This is a genomic window from Thalassobaculum salexigens DSM 19539, assembly GCF_000423805.1.
Lineage (GTDB): Bacteria > Pseudomonadota > Alphaproteobacteria > Thalassobaculales > Thalassobaculaceae > Thalassobaculum > Thalassobaculum litoreum.
In genome coordinates this window covers 136475-150723 of sequence record NZ_AUIR01000012.1, presented here as the reverse complement: position 1 = coordinate 150723, position 14249 = coordinate 136475, and the positions used below count along the sequence as shown (strand labels likewise).

Sequence of the window (14249 nt, the reverse complement as noted above, 5' to 3'; positions counted from 1 at the left end):
GATCCACCATGACCGACACCACCCGCATCGTCCGCGTCGCCGACGCGCTGGCCGATCAGCATGCCCGCCGCGCCCGGTACGAGCCGCTGGCCGGCGATCTGGCGCTGCCCGATCTCGACGCCGCCTACGACGTCCAGCGCCGGCTGATCGCCGGCTGGGAGGCGGGCGCCAAGGGGCCGATCGCCGGCTACAAGATCGCGCTGACCTCCAAGGCCGTGCAGGAGCTGTGCGGCGTCAATCAGTCCCTGGTCGGCGCCATCTTCGCCTCCACCGTCCACAAATCCCCCGCCGTGGTGAAGCTGTCCGATTTCGTGCGGGTCGGCCTGGAGTTCGAGCTTTGCCTCAAAATGGGATCGGATCTTTTTGATAATTCAGGAAAATTTACGGCAGAGATCGTTCGCGATGCGGTGGAACTGGCGGTGCCGGCCTTCGAGCTGATCGAGGACCGCGATGCCGACTACAGCCGGCTCGACGGAGTCTCCATGGCCGCCGACAACGCCTGGTCAGGGGGCATCGTCCTGGGCGAGACGACCGGCGACTGGCGGTCGCTCGACCTCGTCACCACGCCGGTGCGTCTGGAGTACAACGACGAGGTGGAGGAGGCGGTGACCGGGGCCGCCATGGGCAATCCGCTGACCGCGCTCGCCTGGGTCGCCAACCTGCTTGCCGAGCAGGGCCGCCCCCTGCGGGCGGGCCACTGGGTCATGACCGGATCGACGGTAAAGACCCGCTATCCGAAGGCGGGCGACCGGGCGGTTTATACCGTGGAGGGGCTGGGCAGCGTCGAGGTGGAGGTCGCCGACTGAGCGGTTATCGCTCGGCGGCACGCGCCTCCGCCCAGGCGATCGCCCGTGCCATGTGGTCCATAGGAATGATGTGTCCGCCCGGATGGAGGCAGAGCTGAAGCTCCCTGCCTGACGTGCAGCCGCGCCAGATCTCGCAGCGCAGGTCGCCGGTCTCGGTCACCTCCGACGGGTCCGCCGGACAGCCGTTCTGTGCGCGCCAGAAGTCCATGCCCGTCAGCACGTCGCCCTGGTGGTACACCTCGCGGATCGGCCGGCCCTGCATCGGCACCACCGTATCGCCGGTCCCGTGCACATGCATCAGGTTCACCGGGCCGGACGGGCAGCTCTCCGGATGCGGCCTCCAGAAGGCGCCGGCCACCGGCAGGAAGGCGGTGAACAGCCCGCCCTGGAAACAGGCCTGGTGCCAGGTCATCGATCCGCCGATGGAGAAGCCCGACGCCCAGATCCGTCGCGAGTCCACGGGCCAGCGACGCTTGGCGTCGGCCAACACCGCGCGCACGAAGGCGTCGTCGTCGCGCAGCCGCTCGCGCAGCGGCGCGCCCTGGTGGGACCAGCGCTTCTCCTGGCCGTCGGGAGCGATCACCAGCACGCCTTCCGCGTCGGCCAGCCGCATCAGCCCGGTGTTGCCCATGACGACTTCGCCGCTCTGGCCGTAGCCGTGGAAGAACATCAGCAGGGGCAGTTGGGCGGCACCGTCCCAGCCGGCCGGAACATGGGCCTGGTAGGTGCCCGTCTCGACCGCAAAGGACGCGGTCGGTTCCGCCCGGGCCGGGGCGGTCAGCAGGAAGGCGGCGAGGGGGAGAGACAGAAGCAGGCGGATCATGCCGGTACCCTGGCGGCTGCCTCCCCGAGCGTCCAATGACAAGCCGGTGACCGGATTCGCGTCGATCTGAGGCCACAGGCCGGCGGGCCGGAGGGGGCGATATCCCCGGTATTCCTTGGTTTCCGTCGATGGGTTGTGGAACCGCGCCGTGCGCCGCACCATTTCCGTGGTGTTCAACCAACTGAAAGGAGGTGATCCGGTGTCTAGTGATCTTGCGATGAGGGGCGAGTTCGTGTGTCTCGGCAGGATGTCGGAGCAACCTTCGGCGGCCAACTGAAGCACATAAATCGAGTTCGAGCCTTCATCGACTCACGGAAAGGCCGCCCCATCCGGGCGGCCTTTCTTCTTTGCGCCCGCCTGACGCGGCCTTTCGACATGGCCCGACCAAACGGGCCAAACCTGCTCTGGGCGAGGCCGTTTGGGCTAAACCACCGTCATCCCGGGTCGAGCCCGGACCTGATCCGGGGTCGGGCAGGGATGACGATCTGAGAGGCGAACGGCGCAGAGAGGCGGCTCGTGCTTGCAGAGGCTCAGTAGTGGTCCGGCACGTGGTCGTCGGCGACGTAGTTGGTGAACTTCGTGGTCGAGCCGTCGAAATGCAGCGTCACCACGCCGGTCGGGCCGTGGCGCTGCTTGGAGATGATCACCTCGGCCTTGCCGTGGGCCTTCTCGCAGCGCTCCTTCCAGGCGTCGTAGCGGTCGTGGAACTTCTGCGCATCCTCCTCGATCCGCTGGATCGGCTCGGCCTTCTGCAGGTAGTAGTCCTCGCGGTAGATGAACATGACGATGTCGGCGTCCTGCTCGATCGACCCGGATTCACGCAGGTCGGCGAGCACCGGGCGCTTGTCCTCGCGCTGTTCGACCGCGCGCGAGAGCTGGGACAGGGCCAGGACCGGCACGTCCAGTTCCTTGGCGATCGCCTTGAGGCCCTGGGAGATGGCGGAGATCTCCTGCACGCGGTTGTCGATGCGCGTACCCGGGGCCGGGCGCATGAGCTGCAGGTAGTCGACCACGATCAGGGCCAGGCCGTGCTGGCGCTTCAGGCGCCGGGCGCGGGTGCGCAGGGTGGAGATCGGGATCGCCGGGGTGTCGTCGATGAACATCGGCGCCCGTTCCAGATCCTGGCTCGCCTCCACCAGCTTGCCGAAATCCTCGTTGTCGAGCTGGCCGCGGCGCAGCTTCTCCGAGGCGATGCCGGTGCGCTCCGACAGGATACGGGTGGCAAGCTGCTCGGCCGACATTTCCAGCGAGAAGAAGGCGACCGGCTGCGGCGGCGTCTCCGGATCGTCCATCGAGGCGGTGGCGATGTGGAAGGCGATGTTGGAGGCCAGCGTCGACTTGCCCATGGCCGGGCGGGCGGCGAGGATCAGCAGGTCCGACGGGTGCAGGCCGCCGAGCAGGTTGTCGATGTCGATCAGGCCGGTGGAATGGCCGGCAAGGCCGCCGTCGCGCTTGTAGGCGGCTTCGGCCTGGGCGACCGATTCCATCAGCGCCAGCTTCAGTTCCTTCAGCCCGTTCTCGCCCTCGCCGGTCTCGGCCAGGGTGAACAGATGGTTCTCGGCCTTCTCGATCAGTTCCTGGGCGGCGGTGTCGAGGTCGCGGTCATAGGCGTCGTTGACCACGCCCTCGCCGATCTCGATCAGCTCGCGCCGCAGGTAGCAGTCGCGGATCTCGCGGCCGTAATCGGCGGCGTTGATGACGGTGACCACCGACGCGGCCAGCTTCACCAGATATTGGGCGCCGCCGACTTCGTTCAGGGCCTCGTCCTGGTCGAACAGGCCCTTGAGCGTGACCGGGGTGGCGATCTGGCCGCGGTCGATCAGCTTGGCGCAGGAGGCGAAGATGCGGCCGTGGACCGGATCGGCGAAATGCTCCGCGCGCAGAAACTCGCTGACCCTTTCATAGGAGCGGTTGTTGACCAGGATGGCGCCCAGCAGCGCCTGCTCGGCTTCCAGGTTGTGCGGCGGCTCGCGGTACGAGGCGGCGGCGGGACCGGCCGCGTCGGGGGCGAAGGCGGAGGGACCGGGGAAGGGGGCGATGCTGGACTCGGGATCGGACATGGCGAGGCGACTCGGCTTTGCTGTTCGTGTTCCCTCGGGACAGACTCTAACGCATAGCCCGCCGGAGGCCCGATTAGCGAGCGTCTTGCACGTACTATTGAAAAGGATTGTGGGGACGAAACCGAGGCTTAGCTGTGGATAGTTCGCGCTGGGGAGTTCGGGCCATGGGCTTGCGAGACTCGGTGCGTGTGAATGATACGGAGCCGGAACAACGGGGGCGGACCCTACCTCCGAATAAAACTTTCACTCCCCGGTCCTGCACCGGGGCGAGGGTGCCGCGTGACGGGGCGGATCCGATCCTGCTGAAGGCCCGTCGGTCCCGAGCGCTCGCCCCGGCACAAGGCCGGGGTATGCGCTCTGTCAGTTGAAGCGGCTCACCCCAGCCGGCGGCGCAGCCAGTCGGTCAGCTGCTCCATCATCAGCACGATCACGAAGATCGCCAGGATGATCGCCGAGGCCTTGGGGTACTGGAACAGCTCGAAGGCGCTTTTCAGTTCCTGGCCGATGCCGCCGGCGCCGACGATGCCCAGCACCACCGAGGATCGCACCGACAGTTCCAGCGCGAACAGTGAGGTGTTGACGAAGGACGGCATGCATTGCGGCACCACGGCCGAGGCGAGGATATCGAGCTTGCGGGCGCCGACTGCCTCCAGCGCCTCGCGTGGGCGCTTGTCGCTGTCCTCCATCGCCTCGGCGAAGAACCGGCCGCAGAACCCGGCGGTATCGACGATGATGGTCAGCGTGCCGGCAATGGCCCCGAGGCCGACGGCGGAGACGAAGAACAGCGCCCAGACCAGGTCGGGCACCGTGCGGAACAGGGAGACGGTGCCCCGGGCCAGCCAGCGCAGACGCCCCAGCGGGCTCAGTCCGGCGGCCGACAACCAGGCCAGCGGGAAGCTCAGCAGGATGCCGAACAGGGTGCCCACCAGGGCGATCTGAAGCGTCTCCACCAGCCGCAGGCCCATGCGGCCGAGAAAGGCAGGGTCGGTCTCCGGCGGCAGCATCCGTTCCAGCAGCGAGCCCATGCGCGGAACCGCCCCGATCAGCCGGTCGGCCGACGGCGCGACGTCGCCGATCGACGCCAGCAGCACCGCGCCGGCGGCCACCAGCAGTGTGAATCGCAGCGGCGTGAGGCGGGGCCAGCGGGCGATGTCGCGGGCGCCGGGGCGGGAGGCTGCCGGGCCGGAGGTCGGCGGACGGGACGAGGTTGTGTCAGCCACGGTAGATCGGCTCCAGGTCGCGCTCGCTCAGGTCGGCGGCGGCGGCATCGAACACGACCCGCCCGGCCTTGAGCGCGACGATCCGGTCCGCGTGCTCCAGGGCGTGACGCATGTCGTGGGTGGTGTAGACCAGGGTGCGCGCCTGCTCGGCGGCCAGGCGGGTGAACAGCCGCATGATGTCGAGGCCGGCGGCGGGGTCGAGGCTGGCGGCCGGCTCGTCGGCGAACAGCAGATCCGGGCCGTGCACGATGGCGCGGGCGATGGCGACCCGCTGGGACTGGCCGCCGGACAGGGTGTCGGCCCGCGCCGTCGCCCGGTCGGCCAGACCGACCGCCTCGAGCGCCTCCAGCGCGGCGTCGCGCAGGGCGGCGGGGGCCAGCGACTGGTGCCAGCTGCGCCAGCCATGACCCTGGCCCATGGCGCCGTTCACCACGTTGGACAGGGCGCTGGTGCGGCCGACCAGGCCGTGGAACTGGAAGACGAAGCCGAGCCGGCGGCGCAGGGTCGCGCGCTGGCGGGCCGTGGGCTGACGGGTGAAGCGCTGGCCGAGGATCTCCACCGCGCCGCCGGTGATCGGGATCAGCCCGACCAGGGCGCGCAGCAGGGTCGACTTGCCGGCCCCGTTGGCGCCGAGCAGGGCGACGCGCTCGCCCCGGCGGATGGCGAGGGTCACGCCGTCGAGCACCGCGGGACCGTCGGCGAAGCGCTTGGTCACCGACTCCGCCGAGATCAGCGGCGCGGCGGCGGCCGGAGCGGGCGCGGCCGGCGTCGGGCCGGCCGGGTCCGCGTTCATCGGCGAGGGTTTGAGCAGGGCTGTCATGATGGGATCGGGGCGGGCGCCGGCCGTGGGGACCGGCGCCCTGCCTGCCTCAGTTGCCGACGAAGTTCTTGAAACCGTCGACGCCGATCGTCGTGTACATCGAGCGGACGTAGTCGTAGTCGCCGTCCTCGACCGTCGCGAGGAAGAAGCCGCCCTTGTACTTCTGATTGTCCTCGCCCTTCAGCACGGCGGCGAGCAGGGACTTGCCGTCCTCCACGAAGGCCTTGCGGATCTTGTCCATGGCCGCCGGGTCGGCATCGGCGCGGGCGACCAGGATGTCGTTCGGCAGGTCGCGGCCGCGCGCCACCACGGTGAAGGCGACGTCCGGATAGGCCTCGCGGGCGCGCTGCAGGTGGCTGTAGTTCATGCCGATGGCGGCGATGTCGCCGCGGATCAGTGCCTCGATGGCGACGTTGCGGGAGATGATCTTCGGCTCGTAGTCCTGGCCGTAGACGAGGCCGAGATCGGTCAGCGCCTGCGCCGGGCCGAGATGCTGGGAGGTGGAGCCGACCGAGCCGAAGGCGACGGCGCGGCCCTTGAGGTCCTGCACCCGGCGGATCGGACCGTCGGCCAGGGTAACGACCTGGGCGAAGTAGTCCGGACGCTGCCAGCCGACGACGATCCTGGCGTCGGTCAGTTCCTTGATCACCACGTATTCGGCCGGGCCGGTCAGCACCAGGTCGACCTGACCGGCGTTGATGGCCTCGACGGCGGCGGTGCGGTTGCCGACCGGGAACAGCTCGATGTCGAGACCGGTGCTCTTCTCGAGCGCCGCCTCGAATGGGCCGAACTCGCTCTGCAGGGCCTCCAGGCCCTCAATGTCGGTGACCGCGATCTTGATCGCGTCGGCGGCGCTGGCCAGGGACGGGGTGGCTACCGCCAGGGCGGCGGCGGCAAGCAGGGCGCGAAGGTTCATGAAGGCCTCCTCCAGGGGCGGGCAGATGCCCGGATCATTCGGAAGGCCCAGCGGATATCACCCCCCGCCTGTCGCCGGTGTGACAGGGCGGTGTCGGAACCGCGTCGGTTGCGTGATGGTTTGGTGACCGTGGATGTGTTCCGGTGGATGTCCAGCGCCAGTTGTCGAGGGGGCGAAAGGGGACAAAATCTCAAACGATCGTCACCCCGAACGCGCCCGGACCTCATCCGTGTGCGGGCCGGGATGACAGGATTGGAGCGGGGAGGTAGGTGGAGAGAGCACCTCAAATGCAAAGGGCCGCCCCGAAGGACGGCCCGTCGCAAATCTTGTCGCTGAGTAAGGATCAGACCTCGGCCTTCTCCTCCTCGTCCTCGGCGGCGGCGGCCGCTTCCGGCTCGAGAAGCTCCTCGACCTCGGGGGCCTCGTCTTCCATCCGCTCTTCCTCGTCCAGGATGCCCCGGTCGAGCGCGCGGCCCAGGCGGGCCTGGGTCTCCGCCTCGTCCTGGGACCGGGCGATGTTCACGGTCACATTCACCGAGACCTCCGGGTGCAGCTGGACGCGCACCGGCTCCAGACCGAGCGCCTTCAGCGCCTTGTCCAGCTTGACCTGGCTGCGGCCGACGGTGACGCCGGCTTCGGTCACCGCGTCGGCGATGTCGCGGGCGGAGACCGAGCCGTACAGCTGGCCGTTCTCGCCGGCGGCACGCACCAGCACGACGGTCATGCCGTCCAGGGTCTTGGAGACCTTCTGGGCCTCGGACTTGCGCTCGAGGTTCTCGGCCTCAAGCTGGGCCCGGCGCTCCTCGAAGACCTTGCGGTTTCCTTCGTTGGCGCGCAGCGCCTTCTTCTGCGGCAGCAGAAAGTTCCGGGCGTAGCCCGGCTTGACCGAAACCACTTCGCCCATCTGGCCGAGGCTCTCGATCCGTTCCAGCAGGATGACTTCCATCGTCCTCACTCCTTCTCTTGCGGGCCTACGCCCCCCGGATAGGTATCCGGATTTCCTCATCAGGGCGGCGCCGAGGCGACCGCTTGTCAGTTATCCGCCGACGGTCATTCCTGCGGGGGAGGCCCCGCGCGACGGCGAAAATCGAAAACCACGTCCAGCATTCCGACCAGCACGATCACTGCGGCCGCCGCCCAGCTGAAGACGATCAGCAGGGCATAGGTTCCACCGAGCCAGAGGCCCCCGCTGCCGCTGCGCCGGGCCAGGGCGTGCACCACGCCCAGTCCGGTGAACAGGAAGAGCAGCAGCACCACCGGAACCATGTTCTTGGCGGCGAAGCCGATCCCCTCCGGCAGATAGGCCAAGGCCAGCACCGCCGCGAGCACGAGCGCGATCCAACGCGGCGCCCGCAGGTCGGCGATGTCCGGCGTTGGCAGCGTCGCCTTTCCGAAGCGGCGCAGCAGAAGCTGCGCGAGCCCGGCACTGGCCGCCGTGGTCAGCACCCATCCCGCGGCCGCGAAGGCCGGGAACAGACTGGCCAGGGAGGACAGCATGTCCTGCAGCTCCGCCATGGGAAGCGGCGGTTGCCCGGCCTCCTCCGCATAGCTGGAGATCGTCTCGAACGTCCGCTGCAGCTCCTCCGCGATCACCCCCTGCATGCCGTCCGGATGCCCGGACAGGATCAGGCCCGCCAGCGCGATCGTCGCGCAGGCATAGGCGATCAGGGTGAGCAGCAGGACCCTGGGCTCGCTGCCGCTCCGTTCGGCCTGCCAGATCAGCAGGCCGGCCGGAACGCCGGTCATCGCCGCATGATAGGCTGCGACGTCGAGACCCAGCGACAGGCCGAGGGCGACGAAGGCCGCCGCGGCTGCCGCCAGTCCCAGAACCGCTCCGTAGGCCAGACCCACCAGGAACAGCGGCAGCGAGGTCAGAGACAGCTGCAGCATCGCGAAGAACGGCGACGGATAGACCGCCACCGTCATCAGCGCGCTTGCTGCTGCCGCTATTCCAACCGTTAGCCAACCGTAGTTCATGCAGGGCCATCGTCGTGCCGACGCTCGTCAGGGTACCGCCGGATGCCTGTCCGGTCGCTCAGCTCACCACGAACGGCAGAAGCGCCATGTTGCGGGCACGCTTGATCGCGCGGGCCAGCTCACGCTGCTTCTTGGCCGAAACGGCGGTGATCCGGCTCGGCACGATCTTGCCGCGCTCGGAGATGAAACGGGACAGCAGCTTGGTGTCCTTGTAGTCGATCTTCGGCGCGTTGGCGCCGGAGAACGGGCAGGACTTGCGGCGGCGCATGAACGGCTTGCGCACGGCCGCGCGGGCGATCTGCAACTGGCTCATTCTGCATCTCCCTTGCTGGCGGTATCGCGCTCGCGGCGATCGCCACGGTCGCCCCGATCTCCGCGGTCACCCCGATCTCCACCACGGTCGCCGCGATCGCCACGGTCACGGTGGTCACGATCGCCCCGGCCGCCCCGGCCGCGATCGCGGTCGGACTTGGCCTGCATCATGATGGAGGGGCCTTCCTCGAGTTCTTCAACCTTGATGGTCATGTAGCGCAGCACGTCTTCGTTCAGACGCATCAGGCGCTCCATCTCGGTCACCGCCTCGGAAGGGGCGTCGAGGTTGAAGAGCACGTAGTGGCCCTTGCGGTTCTTGTTCACCTTGTAGGCGAGGTTCCGCAGACCCCAGTACTCGCGCTTCTTGACCTCGCCGCCGAGACCGGCGACGACTTCGGCGAACTGGTCGGTCAGCTGTTCGACCTGGGTGGACGAAACGTCCTGGCGTGCGATGAACACGCTCTCGTAGTACGGCATTGCGCACTCCTTGTGGATGTTGCGCCCGGGGCATCACCCCCTGGGCAAAGCCGCATCGGTGCGTTTGAGCGTATCGATGCAGCAAGGAGCTATGGTTACCGGACACCGGGGTGGCCGGAAGAGCGCGCACAATACGCAGAATTCCGCCATGCGCAAGGGTTTTCCCCCAGGGCGGAATGCATGTTGGGGAATGGGGCATCGGCGCTCTCCCGATACTCCATCGTCTTCCCGGCCTTGCGCCGGGATACAGGGTGACGCTTGCCGCAGCGGTGTAGGATCATCACCGGTGATCCATCGATCCCTGTTCTGGATCCCGGCGCAAGGCCGGGAAGACGGGTAGGGTGGCTGTGAAGGAATAGGGCAGAGCGATGGCGACCGGTAAGGACGGCAAGACGCAATCGGAGACCAAACCCGGCAATCCGGGCAATCGCGCCAGTGCCGAGGCGCGGCAGCGCCAGGCGGAGATGCGCCACGACCCGGCCGTGCTGCGCCACCTCTTCGAGAGCGGCGACTATCCCTACAAGTCGCCGATGGAGCGCGAGACCTACGAGAAGCAGAAGCGCGACCTGCAGATCGAACTGCTGAAGCTGCAGCGCTGGGTCAAGGATACCGGCCAGCGCATCGTCATCGTCTTCGAGGGCCGCGACGCCGCCGGCAAGGGCGGGGCGATCCGGCGCTTCATGGAGAACATGAACCCGCGCGGCGCCAGGGTCGTCGCTCTCGACAAGCCGAACGACCGCGAACAGGGTCAGTGGTACTTCCAGCGCTATGTCGCCGAACTGCCGACCCGGGGCGAGATCGTGCTGTTCGACCGCTCCTGGTACAACCGCGCCGGGGTCGAGCGGGTGATGGGCTTCTGCGACGAGGCGGAATACCGAGAGTTCCTGCGGGAGGCGCCGGAGCTGGAGCGGATGTGGGTGCGCTCCGGCATCCGGCTGTTCAAATACTGGTTCTCGGTCAACCGCGACGAGCAGGCCAAGCGGCTCCACGGCCGCGAGATCAATCCGCTGAAGCGCTGGAAGCTGTCGCCCATGGACCGGGAGTCGGTGAAGCGCTGGGACGCCTATACCGAGGCGAAGGAGACCATGTTCTTCCACACCCACACCGCCGACGCCCCGTGGACGATCATCAAGGCCTCGGACAAGAAGCGGGCGCGGATCGCGGTGATCCGCCACTTCGTGCATTCCCTGGACTATCCGGGCAAGAACACCCGGGCGGCGAAGAGTCCGGACCCGCTGATCGTGGGAAGCTGGTAGGCCGCCGGCGGTACCCGGTGCGCCTTGACAAGCCGGCCGGTCCGTCGCAAACGACGCCGCGGCCCCGACGCCGCGGACGCGAAGAGACTCATTCGGGAGGAACGATCATGGCCGGCACCGCGCGGGCACTCGTATTTCCGGGCCAGGGCAGCCAGGCCGTCGGTATGGGCAAGGACCTCGCCGATGCCTATCCCGCCGCCGCCCAGGTGTTCGAGCAGGTCGACGAGGCGCTCGGCGAATCCTTCTCCACGCTGATCTTCGAGGGTCCCGAGGACAAGCTCACCCTGACCGCCAACGCCCAGCCGGCGCTGATGGCGGTCAGCCTCGCCGCCCTGCGCGCGGTCGAGGCGGAGAGCGGCAAGACCATCGCCGAGATCTGCGACTACGTGGCCGGCCACTCGCTGGGCGAGTACTCCGCGCTGGCCGCCGCCGGCACGCTCGACATCGCCGTCGCCGCCCGGCTGCTGCGCCTGCGCGGCGAGTCGATGCAGAAGGCGGTCCCGGTCGGAGAGGGGGCGATGGCGGCCCTGATCGGCGCCGATCTGGAGACGGCCGAGAAGATCGCCGCCGCCGCCCGCCCGGGTCCCGACGGCGATCAGGTCTGCGATATCGCCAACGACAACGGCGGCGGTCAGATCGTGCTCTCCGGCCATGCCGATGCGATCGAGCGGGTGCTGACGCTGGCCGGCGAGCATGGGGTGCGTCGCGCCGTGAAGCTGCCGGTGAGCGCGCCGTTCCACTGCTCGCTGATGGCCCCGGCCGCCGATGTCATGGCCGACGCCCTGGCCGGCACCGACCTGCGGGCGCCGCTGGTGCCGCTGATCGCCAATGTGACCGCCGCTCCGACCGGCGACCGCGACGACATCCGCCGCCAACTGGTCGAGCAGGTGACCGGTCGGGTACGCTGGCGCGAGACGGTGGAGAGCTTCGCCGGTCTCGGCGTGACCAGCGTGGCCGAACTCGGCGCCGGCAAGGTGCTGTCGGGCATCGTCAAGCGGGTCGACAAGTCGGTCGACGCCCACGCCATCAATACGCCGGCCGACGTCGCCGGCTTCGTCGCCGCGCTGTGACGGCGCAACGCAACGGGAGGAAGACATGTTCGACCTGAGCGGCAAGACCGCCCTGGTAACCGGGGCGACGGGCGGCATCGGCGCCGCCATCGCCGAGACCCTGCACCGTCAGGGCGCCCACGTGGTCCTGTCCGGCACCCGCCAGGCGGTGCTGGAGGAGAAGGCCGCGGCTTTGGGCGACCGGGTGTCGGTCGCGGCCTGCAATCTGGGCGACGCCGAAGCGGTGGAAGCGCTGCCGAAGGCGGCCGAGGCGGCAGCCGGTGCGCCGATCGACATTCTGGTGAACAACGCCGGCATCACCCGCGACCAGCTGCTGATGCGCATGAAGGACGACGACTGGGATCAGGTGATCGCGGTCAACCTGACCTCCGGCTTCCGCCTGTCGCGGGCGCTGGTGCGCGGCATGATGAAGAAGCGCTGGGGCCGGATCATCGGCATCTCCTCCATCGTCGGCGCGACCGGCAATCCGGGCCAGGCCAACTACGCCGCCGCCAAGGCGGGCATGGTCGGCTTCTCCAAGGCGCTGGCGGCGGAAGTCGCGAACCGGGGGATCACGGTGAACGTTGTGGCGCCGGGATTCATCGCCACGGCGATGACCGACGCGCTGCCCGAAGCCCAGAAGGAGAAGCTGCTGGAGAGCGTTCCGGCGGGCCGACTCGGCACGCCGGAGGACATCGCGGCCTCCGTGCTATACCTCGCTAGCGAAGAGGCGGGCTATGTCACGGGAGCGACGATCCACGTCAATGGCGGCATGGCAATGCTTTGACGCCGACTGACGTCGGTTAGCCTGTAAAAGCGGCCGGGTGTGCTGGTCTTAACAAAAGACTTGTGTTACAGCCCGCCGATCCAAATATCGCGGGTTCGCCGGAATACGCGGCGGACCGCGACAACTGGGCAGCGAAAGCGCCCTCAGTAGAGAGAGATCAGAGGTTCAGGACCATGAGTGACGTTGCCGAGCGGGTTAAGAAGATCGTCGTCGAGCATCTCGGTGTCGACGAGTCGAAGGTGACCGAGGATGCGAGTTTCATCGACGATCTGGGCGCCGACAGCCTCGACACCGTCGAGCTCGTCATGGCTTTCGAGGAGGAGTTCTCCTGCGAGATCCCGGACGACGCGGCAGAGAAGATCCTGACCGTTAAGGACGCGATCGACTTTATCAAGAGCCAGGAAGGCTGAGTCGACTGCCGGAGCCCCGGCTCCGGCGCCGTCTCGCCTCGTGCAGCTGGAAATGAGTGACGTCATGCGACGCGTCGTCATCACCGGCCTCGGGATGGTCACCCCGCTTGGGTGCGGTGTTAAGACCAACTGGGACCGTCTGATGGCCGGTAAATCCGGCATCCGGGCAATCGACAGCTTCGACGTTTCGGACCTGCCGGCGAAGATCGCCGGTATGGTGCCGGAGGGGACGAAGGACGAGGGCGGCTTCGATCCGTCCGAGTGGGTCGAGCCCAAGGAACAGCGGAAGATCGACCGCTTCATCCTTTTCGGCATGGTCGCCGCGCAGCAGGCGGTGGAAGATTCCGGCTGGACGCCGACCGATGCCGAGGGTCAGGAGCGTACCGGTGTGATGATCGGCTCGGGCATCGGTGGTCTGACCACCATCGCCGAGGCCGCGGTGCTGCTGCAGGAGCGCGGTCCGCGCCGCATCAGCCCGTTCTTCATTCCCTCCGCGCTGATCAACCTGGTCTCCGGTCAGGTCTCGATCAAATACGGATTCAAGGGCCCGAACCATTCGGCGGTCACCGCCTGCGCCACCGGCGCCCACGCCATCGGCGATGCGGCCCGGCTGATCGCCCTGGACGATGCCGACGTGATGGTCGCCGGTGGGGCGGAGGCGGCGATATGCCGTCTCGGCGTCGCCGGGTTCGCGGCCGCCCGGGCCCTGTCGACCGGCTATAACGACAGCCCCGAAGAGGCCTCACGCCCCTGGGATGAGGGCCGCGACGGCTTCATCATGGGCGAGGGCGCCGGCGTGGTCGTGCTCGAGGAGTACGAGCATGCCAAGAAGCGCGGGGCGACGATCTACGGCGAGGTGATCGGCTACGGCCTGTCCGGCGACGCGCACCACATCACGGCTCCGGCCGACGATGGCGACGGCGGGTTCCGGGCGATGAAGGCCGCGCTGAAGCGGGCGCAGATCTCGGTCGACGACATCGACTACATCAATGCCCACGGCACCTCGACGCCCCTGGGCGACGCCATCGAATTCGGCGCCGTGAAGCGCCTGTTCGGCAATGCCGCGGCCAACGTGTCCATGTCGTCGACCAAGTCGGCGATCGGCCACCTGCTCGGGGCCGCCGGTGCGGTGGAGGCGATCTACTCGGTGCTGGCGATCCGCGATCAGGCCGTGCCGCCGACGCTGAACCTGAACAACCCGTCCGAAGGCATCGACGGCATGGATCTGGTCCCGAACCAGGCGCGCGAGCGTCCGGTCCGGGTCGCCCTGTCGAACTCCTTCGGCTTCGGGGGCACCAACGCCGCCCTGATCTTCTCCAAGGTCGCCTGACCGGCG

15 protein-coding genes are annotated in these 14249 nt (G+C 68.2%); 6 read left to right on the top strand and 9 right to left on the bottom strand.

The window, feature by feature from the left end; translation table 11 throughout:
* Positions 1-8 precede the first annotated feature (8 nt).
* Complete coding sequence (locus tag G578_RS0100735; protein ID WP_051243446.1) at positions 9-806, top strand: 2-keto-4-pentenoate hydratase; 798 nt, start codon at positions 9-11, stop codon at positions 804-806.
* A 4-nt stretch (positions 807-810) separates the two neighbouring features.
* Here G578_RS0100735 and G578_RS24010 read toward each other — a convergent pair whose 3' ends face one another.
* From G578_RS24010 to rpsF, 9 genes are all read right to left on the bottom strand, one after another.
* On the bottom strand, positions 811-1629 hold the full coding sequence (locus G578_RS24010) for a CE1 family esterase (protein WP_051243443.1): 819 nt from the start codon (positions 1627-1629) through the stop codon (positions 811-813).
* A gap of 530 nt (positions 1630-2159) precedes the next feature.
* The gene (locus tag G578_RS0100725; RefSeq protein ID WP_028792625.1) at positions 2160-3689 is read right to left on the bottom strand and encodes a replicative DNA helicase; all 1530 of its coding nucleotides are present in this window, start codon (positions 3687-3689) and stop codon (positions 2160-2162) included.
* Positions 3690-4063: 374 nt separating this feature from the next.
* Entirely contained in the window at positions 4064-4909 is an 846-nt protein-coding gene (phnE, locus tag G578_RS0100720; RefSeq protein WP_038012986.1) for a phosphonate ABC transporter, permease protein PhnE, read from the bottom strand.
* On the bottom strand, positions 4902-5729 hold the full coding sequence (locus tag G578_RS0100715) for a phosphonate ABC transporter ATP-binding protein (RefSeq protein ID WP_028792623.1): 828 nt from the start codon (positions 5727-5729) through the stop codon (positions 4902-4904). The genes phnE and G578_RS0100715 overlap by 8 nt, the downstream gene beginning before the upstream one ends.
* 49 nt (positions 5730-5778) lie before the next feature.
* Complete coding sequence (locus tag G578_RS0100710) at positions 5779-6645, bottom strand: PhnD/SsuA/transferrin family substrate-binding protein (protein ID WP_028792622.1); 867 nt, start codon at positions 6643-6645, stop codon at positions 5779-5781.
* A gap of 343 nt (positions 6646-6988) precedes the next feature.
* Complete coding sequence (gene rplI / locus G578_RS0100705) at positions 6989-7591, bottom strand: 50S ribosomal protein L9 (RefSeq protein WP_028792621.1); 603 nt, start codon at positions 7589-7591, stop codon at positions 6989-6991.
* A gap of 104 nt (positions 7592-7695) precedes the next feature.
* Entirely contained in the window at positions 7696-8622 is a 927-nt protein-coding gene (locus G578_RS0100700; RefSeq protein ID WP_084618588.1) for a DUF2232 domain-containing protein, read from the bottom strand.
* Between the two features lie 58 nt (positions 8623-8680).
* Positions 8681-8935 (bottom strand): 30S ribosomal protein S18, encoded by a 255-nt coding sequence (rpsR, locus tag G578_RS0100695; protein WP_175474174.1) that lies wholly within the window; start codon positions 8933-8935, stop codon positions 8681-8683.
* Positions 8932-9411, bottom strand: coding sequence for a 30S ribosomal protein S6 (rpsF, locus tag G578_RS0100690; RefSeq protein ID WP_028792618.1), 480 nt, complete (start codon positions 9409-9411; stop codon positions 8932-8934). The genes rpsR and rpsF overlap by 4 nt, the downstream gene beginning before the upstream one ends.
* 368 nt (positions 9412-9779) lie before the next feature.
* Here rpsF and ppk2 point away from each other — a divergent pair, with 368 nt between their 5' ends.
* The 5 genes from ppk2 to fabF all read left to right on the top strand — a co-directional run bounded on the left by ppk2 (position 9780) and on the right by fabF (position 14243).
* On the top strand, positions 9780-10667 hold the full coding sequence (gene ppk2, locus G578_RS24005) for a polyphosphate kinase 2 (protein WP_051243441.1): 888 nt from the start codon (positions 9780-9782) through the stop codon (positions 10665-10667).
* Between the two features lie 107 nt (positions 10668-10774).
* Positions 10775-11737, top strand: coding sequence for an ACP S-malonyltransferase (gene fabD, locus G578_RS0100680; protein ID WP_038012985.1), 963 nt, complete (start codon positions 10775-10777; stop codon positions 11735-11737).
* Between the two features lie 25 nt (positions 11738-11762).
* Positions 11763-12503: a 3-oxoacyl-[acyl-carrier-protein] reductase gene (fabG, locus tag G578_RS0100675; protein WP_028792616.1), complete on the top strand. Its 741-nt coding sequence runs from the start codon at positions 11763-11765 to the stop codon at positions 12501-12503.
* Between the two features lie 173 nt (positions 12504-12676).
* Complete coding sequence (locus tag G578_RS0100670; protein WP_028792615.1) at positions 12677-12913, top strand: acyl carrier protein; 237 nt, start codon at positions 12677-12679, stop codon at positions 12911-12913.
* Between the two features lie 64 nt (positions 12914-12977).
* Positions 12978-14243, top strand: coding sequence for a beta-ketoacyl-ACP synthase II (fabF, locus tag G578_RS0100665; protein ID WP_028792614.1), 1266 nt, complete (start codon positions 12978-12980; stop codon positions 14241-14243).
* The last annotated feature ends 6 nt before the right edge of the window (positions 14244-14249 follow it).

Coding starts and splice junctions, on each gene's coding strand:
- G578_RS0100735 (WP_051243446.1), top strand. CDS start 9: ATGACCGACACCACCCGCATCGTCCGCGTCGCCGACGCGCTGGCCGAT.
- G578_RS24010 (WP_051243443.1), bottom strand. CDS start 1,629: ATGATCCGCCTGCTTCTGTCTCTCCCCCTCGCCGCCTTCCTGCTGACC.
- G578_RS0100725 (WP_028792625.1), bottom strand. CDS start 3,689: ATGTCCGATCCCGAGTCCAGCATCGCCCCCTTCCCCGGTCCCTCCGCC.
- G578_RS0100715 (WP_028792623.1), bottom strand. CDS start 5,729: ATGACAGCCCTGCTCAAACCCTCGCCGATGAACGCGGACCCGGCCGGC.
- G578_RS0100710 (WP_028792622.1), bottom strand. CDS start 6,645: ATGAACCTTCGCGCCCTGCTTGCCGCCGCCGCCCTGGCGGTAGCCACC.
- rplI (WP_028792621.1), bottom strand. CDS start 7,591: ATGGAAGTCATCCTGCTGGAACGGATCGAGAGCCTCGGCCAGATGGGC.
- G578_RS0100700 (WP_084618588.1), bottom strand. CDS start 8,622: ATGAACTACGGTTGGCTAACGGTTGGAATAGCGGCAGCAGCAAGCGCG.
- rpsR (WP_175474174.1), bottom strand. CDS start 8,935: ATGAGCCAGTTGCAGATCGCCCGCGCGGCCGTGCGCAAGCCGTTCATG.
- rpsF (WP_028792618.1), bottom strand. CDS start 9,411: ATGCCGTACTACGAGAGCGTGTTCATCGCACGCCAGGACGTTTCGTCC.
- ppk2 (WP_051243441.1), top strand. CDS start 9,780: ATGGCGACCGGTAAGGACGGCAAGACGCAATCGGAGACCAAACCCGGC.
- fabD (WP_038012985.1), top strand. CDS start 10,775: ATGGCCGGCACCGCGCGGGCACTCGTATTTCCGGGCCAGGGCAGCCAG.
- fabG (WP_028792616.1), top strand. CDS start 11,763: ATGTTCGACCTGAGCGGCAAGACCGCCCTGGTAACCGGGGCGACGGGC.
- G578_RS0100670 (WP_028792615.1), top strand. CDS start 12,677: ATGAGTGACGTTGCCGAGCGGGTTAAGAAGATCGTCGTCGAGCATCTC.
- fabF (WP_028792614.1), top strand. CDS start 12,978: ATGCGACGCGTCGTCATCACCGGCCTCGGGATGGTCACCCCGCTTGGG.